Annotated in this window: 7 protein-coding genes; 5 read left to right on the plus strand and 2 right to left on the minus strand. The window is 45.7% G+C overall.

What is annotated here, in order from left to right; genetic code table 11:
* Window positions 1–61 precede the first annotated feature (61 nt).
* On the minus strand, window positions 62–1,054 hold the full coding sequence (gene focA / locus K5Q99_RS20200) for a formate transporter FocA (protein WP_220777939.1): 993 nt from the start codon (window positions 1,052–1,054) through the stop codon (window positions 62–64).
* A 1,268-nt stretch (window positions 1,055–2,322) separates the two neighbouring features.
* Between focA and pflB the strand changes: the two genes are divergently transcribed.
* Both pflB and pflA read left to right on the plus strand, forming a co-directional pair.
* Window positions 2,323–4,605 (plus strand): formate C-acetyltransferase, encoded by a 2,283-nt coding sequence (gene pflB / locus K5Q99_RS20205; RefSeq protein ID WP_107948095.1) that lies wholly within the window; start codon window positions 2,323–2,325, stop codon window positions 4,603–4,605.
* A 63-nt stretch (window positions 4,606–4,668) separates the two neighbouring features.
* Window positions 4,669–5,409: a pyruvate formate lyase 1-activating protein gene (pflA, locus tag K5Q99_RS20210; RefSeq protein ID WP_063884797.1), complete on the plus strand. Its 741-nt coding sequence runs from the start codon at window positions 4,669–4,671 to the stop codon at window positions 5,407–5,409.
* Between the two features lie 44 nt (window positions 5,410–5,453).
* Here pflA and yfbV read toward each other — a convergent pair whose 3' ends face one another.
* A complete protein-coding gene (gene yfbV, locus K5Q99_RS20215) occupies window positions 5,454–5,897 on the minus strand; it encodes a terminus macrodomain insulation protein YfbV (RefSeq protein ID WP_086010619.1) in 444 nt (147 codons plus the stop codon).
* Between the two features lie 140 nt (window positions 5,898–6,037).
* Here yfbV and ackA point away from each other — a divergent pair, with 140 nt between their 5' ends.
* The 3 genes from ackA (at window position 6,038) to K5Q99_RS20230 (ending at window position 10,420) form a co-directional block, all read left to right on the plus strand.
* Complete coding sequence (gene ackA, locus K5Q99_RS20220) at window positions 6,038–7,237, plus strand: acetate kinase (RefSeq protein WP_006082161.1); 1,200 nt, start codon at window positions 6,038–6,040, stop codon at window positions 7,235–7,237.
* 113 nt (window positions 7,238–7,350) lie between these two features.
* Window positions 7,351–9,504, plus strand: coding sequence for a phosphate acetyltransferase (gene pta / locus K5Q99_RS20225; RefSeq protein WP_220777940.1), 2,154 nt, complete (start codon window positions 7,351–7,353; stop codon window positions 9,502–9,504).
* A 481-nt stretch (window positions 9,505–9,985) separates the two neighbouring features.
* Window positions 9,986–10,420 (plus strand): nuclear transport factor 2 family protein, encoded by a 435-nt coding sequence (locus K5Q99_RS20230; protein WP_011847127.1) that lies wholly within the window; start codon window positions 9,986–9,988, stop codon window positions 10,418–10,420.
* Window positions 10,421–11,239 lie beyond the last annotated feature (819 nt).

The following is an 11,239-nucleotide window of genomic DNA, read 5'->3' on the forward strand; positions in this document are numbered from 1 at the left end:
GCATAAAAATGCCCAGCGATTTGCTGGGCACTTTCACTTCAGACTGATAATTAAAGGCGTTCTAAGAATGCTTAGACAGCTTAATCTCGCTCGCATGTTGAGGTTTTTCGGTATGTGAATGGGGTGCAGAAAAGTGTTCATGGTGAACTTTGTGTGGATCGCTTGACGTTGTTTTCCCCTGCTCTACCCACCAATAACCTAAACCCACAATCACACCGCCGCCAACAATATTGCCTAAGGTGACTGGGATTAAGTTGTTGAATATAAAGTTAGTCACGGTTAAATCGGCAAACTGCTCTTGAGTCACACCTAAAGATGCAAAGAACTCTGGGCTGGCGATAGATTGGATCATCATGCCCATAGGCACCATAAACAGATTAGCGATACTGTGTTCAAAACCACTGCTGACGAACATGGCCACGGGTAAGATTAACAGTAGGGATTTAGTTAACACATCACGGCTGGCGAAGGTCATCCACACGCCTAAACACACCAACATGTTACACAAAATACCTAAGCTAAAAGCTTGGATCCAAGAGTGATGCAGTTTGTGTTGCGCCACTTTAAGGGCATTTAATCCCCAGTGACCACCATCGAGTTCATACATGCCGGCGGCGGTGATCAAACAAACCATCAGTATAGCGCCGACAAAATTGCCCGCATAAACCCGGCACCAACACTTGAGTAACTCTGCGCCAGAGACCTGTTTTTGTGCCCAAGCCACGGTACTGAGTACGGAACTGGTGAACAGCTCGCCGCCGCAAACAACCACTAAAATCAGACCTAAACTGAAGGCTATTCCACCCACTAAGCGAACTAAACCCCAAGGCGCATCGCCAGCACCTGTGGTCACAGTGAGATAAAATACAAAGGCTAAGGCGATGAAAACACCAGCAAACACAGCCAAGCCAAAAGATTGCCAAGGCGCTTTAACCACTTTGCTGGTACCGTAAATTTCCGCCTGATTATAACAACTAAAGTGCGCAGAAACCTGTGGCGCTTCGTGGGCGCTATTTATCACAGTTGGGGCTGATGATGGAATTGGGCTTTTCATTGCATGACTCCAACTTCAGATAAACAGACTTGAATGCGTAGCATGTATCTCTCCTGCAGCGCCATTGCGCAGATAGCACGAATCAAAACCGAGATGTTGATTTGCTGAAAATGATGATTCACTAAAGTCTCGCTTTGTACCATACAACGCGCTCATGCTGTGAAGTAGATATTGCTAAAGCGTGATGTTATTCACACCAAAAATGTGAAAACTTTGAAGCCAAAAACACAAAAGGTTAATTGGTCTTACCAAAAATCAAACAATTTCACCCATCAGGATGACATGTTTTTAGGTCGTCTTTACCCTAAAATAACTCGTTTCCATCGTAAGCTTATGTAACTCGCGAGCACACTCATGCTCAAACTCGCAATAAAATGGATGACTAAAATCAGCTTCAGTAAACTCAGTTCGACTCTCCCCTGAAGCATTGATTTGGCACTGAAGCATAGATGTAGCAATAGATTGTCTCTCACACTTCAATATCCACTGGATTGGCTCCGCCAGCACTCCACTCCTCTGTCTTGACAGTCTAGCCGTGTGATAAGCGATAACATACCTGATAAGCAGCAGAAACCTTGTTCAGCCACTCTTTTATAATTTTTAGCAGGATTCAGGCATTAGCGTTTTGCCCGATGGGAGGCCCTACACTATGCCCAAACATCAACAAGGTTAGCGAATAAACTACAATTAATACAAATAGCTAACATGGAGCTTGTTTCTAAACCATCAACAAAACTGCCACAGTCATACCTAGTTTATTCGCCCATAACGCGACCCCAGCAAAAATCAATCGATACGAGGATAGATTTCTCCCAAATAAAGGGGGACAGTAAATGGCAACAACCAAAGGCTTAGTGATTTAAGGAGTGACAAGTTTGAATGTCACACCAAGTAGAAAAGCGTGCTGTATTCCTAATAGTAGTAAAAAAATGCTACCTAGCTAGCAAATTTGGGATTAAGCGAGCACAAACCAATCCGTTTAAGATGCGATAGCGACAGACCTATGTTAATATGCTTATGGACAATTGGTCTTACCAATTATAAAAGAGATTGATCGGTAGCCGATAATCAAAGTAAGCGAATATTTGTCATCTTATCGGGTATCAATAGACAGACTTTTGGAGTGACAGCACTTCAAAATCCAGTTCCCATCATAGGGCGTCATCATGAAGGGAGCTTTATTTCAGGAATTAGCTATTGGCTTATACTCAGCATCGCTTCACGCTGATTGCCAATAACCTTTATCTTAACCAGAAGGTATTAGTACGATGACCGAAAAAACTGAACTGTTTGCCAACGCATGGGAAGGCTTTACCCCTGGCGATTGGAAATCTGAAGTCAATGTACGTGACTTTATCCAACAAAACTACGCGCCTTTTGAAGGCGACGAATCATTCCTTGCCGGTGCTACCGAAGCGACCACAATCCTGTGGGATAAAGTCATGGAAGGCATCAAACAGGAAAACCGTACCCACGCGCCTGTTGATTTCGATACTAAGATGGTCTCTACCATCACTTCCCACGACGCTGGCTACATCAACAAAGAATTAGAAACTATCGTTGGCTTACAAACAGATGCGCCGCTAAAACGCGCTATGTTGCCTAACGGTGGTATCCGCATGGTGGAAAGCTCATGCGCTGCCTATGACCGCGTGCTAGATGAAGACGTTAAATACATCTATTCAGAACTGCGTAAAACCCATAACCAAGGTGTGTTCGATGTTTACACCCCAGAAATTATGGCTTGCCGTAAATCAGGTATTTTAACAGGTTTACCCGATGCCTATGGCCGTGGCCGTATCATTGGTGACTATCGCCGTGTGGCACTTTACGGCATCGATTACCTAATGAAAGATAAGTTTGCCCAATTCACTTCACTGCAAGCACAGTTCGAAGCGGGTGAAGAATTATCAAATGTTATCCAATTACGTGAAGAAATTGCCGAGCAACACCGTGCACTAGGTCAAATGAAGAAAATGGCTGCCAAATATGGCTGCGATATTTCTCGCCCAGCGACCACTGCACAAGAAGCAATTCAATGGACTTACTTCGGTTACTTAGCCGCAGTGAAGAGCCAAAATGGCGCGGCGATGTCATTAGGTCGTACCTCTTCATTCCTCGACATCTATATTGAACGCGATCTAAAAAATGGCACCTTAACTGAGCAACAAGCTCAGGAAATGATTGACCATTTCGTGATGAAACTGCGTATGGTGCGCTTCCTACGTACTCCAGAATACGATGAATTGTTCTCTGGCGACCCAATTTGGGCGACTGAGTCAATCGGCGGTATGGGTCTAGATGGCCGTACGTTAGTGACTAAATCAAGCTTCCGTTTCTTGAACACCCTTTACACTATGGGTCCAAGTCCAGAGCCAAACATCACAGTATTATGGTCAGATAAACTGCCAATCGGTTTCAAAAAATATTGCGCCAAAGTGTCTATCGACACTAGCTCAATCCAATACGAAAACGATGACTTAATGCGTCCAGATTTCCAATCAGACGACTATGCAATCGCCTGTTGTGTGAGCCCTATGGTTGTGGGTAAACACATGCAGTTCTTCGGTGCTCGCGCTAACTTAGCCAAAACTATGTTGTATGCGATTAACGGCGGCGTAGACGAAAAACTGAAAATCCAGATTGCCCCTAAAGCAGACATGATCACAGACGAAGTGCTCAACTTTGATGATGTGATGAATCGCTTAGACGGTTTAATGGATTGGTTAGCGACTCAATATGTCACTGCACTGAACTCAATCCACTACATGCACGATAAGTACTCTTACGAAGCCGCGCTAATGGCACTGCACGACAGAGACGTACGTCGCACTATGGCTTGTGGTATTGCGGGTTTATCTATCGCTGCCGACTCACTGTCTGCCATTAAATTCGCCACCGTAAAACCGGTTCGTGATGAAAACGGCATAGCAGTTGATTTCGAAATCAGCGGTGACTATCCAAAATTTGGTAACAACGACCCACGTGTTGATGATATCGCCTGTGACTTAGTCGAGCGTTTTATGGCGAAAATTCGCGACCGTAAAATGTATCGCAACGCTATCCCAACGCAGTCAATTCTGACCATCACCTCAAACGTGGTTTATGGTAAAAAAACCGGTAACACACCCGATGGTCGTCGTTCAGGTGCGCCATTTGCACCGGGTGCAAACCCTATGCATGGCCGTGATGAAAAAGGCGCAATCGCTTCTTTAACCTCAGTGGCAAAACTCCCATTTGCTCACGCTCAAGATGGTATCTCTTATACCTTCTCAATCGTGCCAAATGCGCTGGGTAAAGATGATGATGCTCGCCGTACCAACTTAGCGGCATTGATGGACGGATACTTCGACCACAATGACAAAAAAGAAGGTGGCCAACACTTAAACGTTAACGTGATGAACCGTGAGATGCTCGAAGATGCCGTTAAGCATCCAGACAAGTATCCACAGCTGACCATCCGTGTTTCAGGCTACGCTGTGCGCTTCAACTCACTGACACCAGAACAACAACAAGATGTGATCACGCGTACATTCACAAAAGGTCTGTAAGCTAAATTAGTCAAGGCTGTAGTACACTGTGCTACAGCCTCACTTATTTTAACAGGAGTCACAATGGCAGTTATCGGTCGGATCCACTCGGTGGAATCCTTTGGCACAGTCGATGGTCCAGGCATACGGTTTATCACCTTTATGCAAGGCTGTTTAATGCGCTGCCAGTATTGCCACAACCGTGACACTTGGGATCTTGATGGCGGAAAAGAAGTTCTGGTCGATGAGTTAATGAGTCAAATCATCAGCTATCGGCCTTTTCTCGATGCCAGCAATGGTGGTGTTACGGCCAGTGGTGGTGAAGCCATTTTACAGGCAGAATTCGTCGCCGAATTATTCACAGCCTGTCAGCAAGAAGGTATTCATACCTGTTTAGATACCAATGGTTTTGTACGTAAGTACACGCCAGTGATTGATGAGTTACTCGACCACACTGACTTGGTCCTGCTCGACATCAAGCACATGGACGATGAAAAACATATTGAGTTAACCAAAGTCAGCAACCATAGAACATTGCAATTTGCGCAGTATTTGGCAGAGCGTAATCAAGCGACTTGGATACGGTATGTAGTGGTGGGCGGATTTACCGACGATGAAGCATCGGCATTACAACTGGCCGAGTTTATCAAGCCCATGAAAAATATTGAAAAGGTAGAATTGCTACCCTATCACGAATTAGGTAAACACAAGTGGGAAGCCATGGGCGAAAGCTATCAACTCGATGGCATATCACCACCGAGCCGAGAAACCATGGAAAAGATCAAAGCCGTATTTGTTGGGCAAGGGATTAACGCGATTTATTAATCCACAGTAATAGAAAAGCCAACACGGATAGCAGCGGCAACGGCCTAAAGTTCTTCCCAATAACTGGCATCTAAACGCTCAAAGGCTATTTTTAAAATCAGTGCCATATCGAGATAACAGGCTTTAGCACCTAAAGTTTGGCAATTGATACCCATGGACGACAACTTCGCACTCAACTGGTTACTCCAGTCGAACAGCGTTAACGGTAATGGATGGCGCGCTCGCCAACCTAACCACAGCAGCCCCTGTAACGGTAAGCTGATGAAAAATAAACCGAGAGTGACAGCTTGGGGCAGAAATGCCCAACCGTGAATATACAGCTGGCTCATACTCACAAAAAACGCTAACACTGGCATCACCAGTATGGCGAGCTGAGTAGCTCGGACGACCCGATACTCAGGGAAATAAAAACCCAGTTGTCTAACCATAGGCCAAGTCTTCATATATTGATGACCATCACCTAAGGTTTTGAGGATCTTAATGCTCAATTTTAGACACCAACTACAATGGAATACTGCTTTTACCATAGCACAATCTGGCGAATCGCCCCAAGACTGTTATGGTAAAAACACCGCAGATCCTAATTTTTTGAATCGTTATATTAAACACAATGGCAAAGGGTTTACACATGTCAAATAATCTGGTTTTAGTTCTCAATTGCGGTAGCTCTTCTCTCAAATTTGCCGTCATTGACGCGCAAACAGGTGACGATCAAATTTCTGGCTTAGCCGAATGTTTTGGTTTAGAAGACTCGCGCATTAAATGGAAAATCAACGGCGAAAAACATGAAGCGGCCTTAGGCGCATTTACGGCTCACCGTGAAGCAGTTGAATACATAGTTAATAAAATTCTTGCGGAACAGCCTGAATTAGCAGCGAAAATTCAAGCCGTTGGCCACCGTATCGTTCACGGCGGAGAAAAGTTCACTCGTTCTGTGATCATCGACGAAAGCGTGATCAAAGGTATCGAAGATTGTGCTTCATTAGCCCCCCTGCACAATCCTGCTCACCTTATCGGCATCCGTGCAGCCATTGCCTCTTTCCCTAAATTGCCACAGGTTGCTGTATTTGATACCGCTTTCCACCAAAGCATGCCAGACAGAGCTTATGTCTACGCCCTGCCTTACAAGTTATACCGTGAACACGGTATCCGTCGTTATGGCATGCATGGCACGAGTCATTTATTCGTTAGCCGTGAAGCGGCAAAAATGCTCAACAAGCCCATTGAAGAAACCAACGTTATCTGTGCTCACCTGGGCAACGGCGCGTCGGTCACGGCCATCAAAGGCGGCAAAAGTGTCGACACGTCTATGGGCTTAACCCCATTAGAAGGTTTGGTCATGGGCACACGTTGTGGCGATATTGACCCTTCAATCATCTATCACTTAGTTCACCAACTGGGTTACACCTTAGAAGAAGTGAATAACCTGATGAACAAGCAAAGTGGTCTGCTGGGGATTTCCGAGCTGACTAACGATTGCCGCGGCATCGAAGAAGGTTACGCCGACGGTCATAAAGGCGCGACTTTAGCCTTAGAAATTTTCTGCTACCGTTTAGCCAAATACATCGCCTCTTACACTGTGCCACTGGGCCGTTTAGATGCTGTTGTGTTCACCGGCGGCATTGGTGAAAACTCAGACTTAATCCGTGAAAAAGTACTCAACATGCTGGAAATCTTCAATTTCCATGTTGATAGCGAACGCAACAAAGCGGCGCGTTTCGGTAAGAAAGGCATCATCACTCAAGATAAAGGCACGATTGCCATGGTGATCCCAACGAACGAAGAATGGGTTATCGCCGAAGATTCAATTAAACTGATCAACAAATAAAAAATGACCTAAGCCGTTTGCTCACCCAAACGGCTTTACGCTTTACATAGCCATACTCACAAGCAAATTTGCAGAAACTCTTCTGCCAAAAACCATCGAAACTAGAGGTTTTTATGTCTCGTAATATTATGTTAATCCCCATAGGTACCGGAGTCGGCCTGACCTCCTTAAGCCTTGGGATGGTGCGCGCACTGGAGCGCCACGGGGTTAAGGTTCAGTTCTTTAAGCCTATTTCTCAGCTTCGTCCAAACGATAATGGCCCAGAACGCTCGACCACTATTCTGAGCAAATCGCCAACAGTAAATCCCTTAGAGCCCTTCGACATGGCCCATGCCGAAGCCTTAATCCGCGCCGACCAAATCGACGTCTTAATGGAGCAAATCATTGCCCGTGCGGCCGATTGCGCTAGCAACACTGAGACCTTAATTGTCGAAGGTCTAGTACCAACGCGTAATCATCCCTTCGCCGATGATGTGAACTATGCCATCGCTAAAGCTATGGATGCCGACGTGATTTTTATTGCCACACCAGGCAGTGATACGGCCACAGGGCTAATGAATCGCCTCGAAATCGCCTATAACTCTTGGGGCGGGAAAAAGAATAAACGCTTAATTGGCGCTGTGATTAACAAGATTGGAGCACCCGTGGACGACGAAGGTCGCGCGCGCCCTGATCTATCTGAAGTCTTTGATCACCAAGGTGTTCAACGCTCAGATGCGGCCAGCATGTTCCAACTGCCGGGTAAGAGCCCACTGCGTATTTTAGGCAGCGTGCCCTACAATCTTGATCTTGTTGCACCTCGTGCATCGGATTTAGCGAAACATTTAAGTGCACGCATTCTTAATGCCGGCGAAATGCATACCCGCCGTCTGCGTAAAGTAACGTTTTGTGCCCGCAGTATACCGAACATGGTCACTCATATTAAGACTGACTCCTTGCTTGTAACCTCAGGCGACCGCTCAGATGTGATCGTATCAGCCTGTCTTGCGGCCATGAACGGCGTGAAAATTGGTGCCCTGTTGTTGACCGGTAGCTATGAGCCGGAGCCAGAAATTCTTAAGCTGTGTGAGCAGGCCTTTGAAACCGGTTTACCTGTGTTCTTGATCGACAGTAACACTTGGCAAACCTCGCTCAACATTCAACGTTTCGACCATGAAGTACCCGTTGATGACGCCGTCCGTATCGATCTGGTGCAGGATTATGTGGCCAGCCACATTGACCAAACGTGGATTGAAAGCGTGACTAAAAACTCGCCCCGTGAGCATCGCCTGTCACCACCAGCTTTCCGTTACAAACTCACGGAATTAGCGCGCGCCGCCCACAAGACTGTGGTGCTGCCAGAAGGTGATGAGCCGCGTACCATTAAAGCGGCGGCCATTTGTGCAGAACGCGGTATTGCTCGCTGTGTGCTTTTAGGTAAAAAAGATGAAATCCTGCGTATCGCCGCACAGCAAGATGTGGTGCTTGGCGAAGGCGTGATCATTATCGATCCAGAAGAGGTGCGCGACCGTTACGTAGAACCTATGTTGGAACTGCGTCGCAGCAAAGGCTTAACGGAAGTCGTTGCTCGTGAACAGTTAGAAGACAACATGGTGCTTGGCACTATGATGCTGGCGCAAAACGAAGTTGACGGTATTGTATCTGGCGCGGTTAACACCACAGCCAATACCATCCGCCCACCATTGCAATTGATCAAAACGGCACCGGGCTCAAGCTTAGTTTCGTCCATCTTCTTTATGTTGATGCCAGATCAAGTGCTTGTTTACGGTGACTGCGCAATTAACCCAGATCCAAATGCGGAGCAATTAGCCGATATCGCCATCCAATCGGCGGAATCAGCAAAAGCCTTCGGTATTGAGCCAAGAGTGGCGATGATCAGCTACTCAACCGGTAACTCAGGCACAGGTTCAGATGTGGATAAAGTGCGTGAAGCGACCCGTATTGCCAAAGAAAAACGCCCAGATCTGATTATTGATGGTCCATTGCAATACGATGCGGCGGTTATGCCAAATGTTGCTCGCTCTAAGGCACCTGATAGTCCTGTCGCTGGCCAAGCCACCGTTTTCGTGTTCCCAGACCTCAATACAGGCAACACGACTTACAAGGCCGTACAGCGAAGCGCGGACCTGATCAGTATCGGTCCTATGCTGCAAGGTATGCGCAAACCTGTGAACGACTTATCTCGCGGCGCGTTAGTCGATGATATCGTCTACACTATCGCCCTAACGGCAATTCAAGCAGCACAAAACGACGCAGCTAAAGGCTAACAGAGCGAAATCTGCATAGCGTTACGCACAACAAAGCACTGGTACTTACCGGTGCTTTTTTTATGCTCAAATTTAGCTTAAGCAAGGCTATAGCGCTGCGACAATGGCTCAATAGCAAAGCCAATATGGCAAAATAAGCAGACTAAATACGAGGAAAAACGAATTAAGCGGTGTGAATAAGGTGAGTGAACGGCGAAAAATATCCACAAGTGAAAGTGGAACATGGCGGAAAACTGAAAAGCGTCACTTTTTAACCAGCAGATAAAGCAAGACAATATCAGTGACTTACAAAGTATCACTGAAGTCTTCAACATAGTTTTCCACAGTTTCTGTGGATAACCTTTTTATATGCCTCCTAACTATATGCCACACTCAATAGGCTTGAGTCAACGCATTTCCCAATAGATTGCAAATAACGACAAAACTTGTGCATTAAGTCTAAAATCGCGATACTCAGAACAAATTCCAATAACTAAAACTTATGCGAACTCTATTATTTATCTCCCTGCTGTTCCTCTTTGGTTGTGGCGATCCCTCGACGGAAGATCAACGCCAGTTATCGCCCGAAGAAGTGAGCTTAGGCTTTTTTAAAGCGATTTATGTCGATCGAGATGTTGAACAAGCCAAGCAATTTGTCGATGAGCCAATTAAACAAGTGCTCACCCATTACTATATTGCCGCCGCGGTGCAGCGCAATATGCTCGGCCTGTCGATGACCAATGTTGAAATGGAAATTGATGATATCGATATCGACTTTTTCCGTAAATTTACCAAAGACGTCATTGTAGTGATCAAAATGAAAGGCCTTAAAGGCGGTCAGCCGTGGATTGATGACAGGACCATACGTCTTCACAAGATTGGCAGTAAGTGGACTATCGTCGAGCTGATGCCAGAAAAGCGCAAAGTAAACGGTTAATCTCCCTTCTCGCTCGCCACTTTTATTGCGCATGTCTTCTCATGCGCTCAATCCTAGCGCCGATTTCAGCTAAAAAAATAGCAACCCTAAGATTGCTATTTCAATGTGCTTGTTTTGTTACGTCCGACTCATAAGTACCGTCAGTCTAATCGTTATCGATTAGGCCTGGATCACTTCTTCTTCGCTTTCAGCAGGTAAAGACGTCAGTACATCGTCTTTCACTTGATAATAAGCATTTTCGTATTCATGAACTTCCATAACAACTCCTGCTTGATTGGGTAAGGTCGCAGAGGCATGTCATTCTATGCTGACATTTTGCCTGTGAGGAAAGGGATATATTCCGTGGGCATGAGTATAACAAAGCCAAAACTATAATTACAGAAAACTTTCAGTTTTGTTTCTTCCTTGGTGGTGCTAAAGGCGATTTATCACTTGTAAAGCTCAAAAACTGTCCAGAAAACTGAAAGCCTTTCATCTTTGGCGATGATATTTAGCCGCCCATGACGCCATTTAATGCAGCCCTATATGCACAAACGCTATTAACAGAAATCGCTTACAAACAATGAATCTAGGGAAGTGTGACGCTAGCTGCTATCAATTAAGTAATGACGCGAGTAGGAGGTAAGATATGAACGCACTTATTGAGCTTGAAGCCACCACACTAACGACATTATTTAGCCACGGCGATGTATCCCCCTGTGTCAGGATTGTTGTCACCCCTAAATAATCATTATGTTTAAAGACAGGGTGCGGCAAAAGAGAACGATATGGCTCGGTATTCACCAGAACGTAAAGAGGCGATCCTTAAAAAATTATTAC

Origin of the sequence: Shewanella hafniensis (assembly GCF_019655335.1) — a bacterium.
In the GTDB taxonomy this organism is placed as follows: domain Bacteria; phylum Pseudomonadota; class Gammaproteobacteria; order Enterobacterales; family Shewanellaceae; genus Shewanella; species Shewanella hafniensis.

Bases quoted from the DNA above. Each gene is read 5' to 3' on its own strand.
- K5Q99_RS20230 (WP_011847127.1), top strand. From the start codon at position 9,986: ATGCGAACTCTATTATTTATCTCCCTGCTGTTCCTCTTTGGTTGTGGC.
- ackA (WP_006082161.1), top strand. From the start codon at position 6,038: ATGTCAAATAATCTGGTTTTAGTTCTCAATTGCGGTAGCTCTTCTCTC.
- pflA (WP_063884797.1), top strand. From the start codon at position 4,669: ATGGCAGTTATCGGTCGGATCCACTCGGTGGAATCCTTTGGCACAGTC.
- pta (WP_220777940.1), top strand. From the start codon at position 7,351: ATGTCTCGTAATATTATGTTAATCCCCATAGGTACCGGAGTCGGCCTG.
- pflB (WP_107948095.1), top strand. From the start codon at position 2,323: ATGACCGAAAAAACTGAACTGTTTGCCAACGCATGGGAAGGCTTTACC.
- focA (WP_220777939.1), bottom strand. From the start codon at position 1,054: ATGAAAAGCCCAATTCCATCATCAGCCCCAACTGTGATAAATAGCGCC.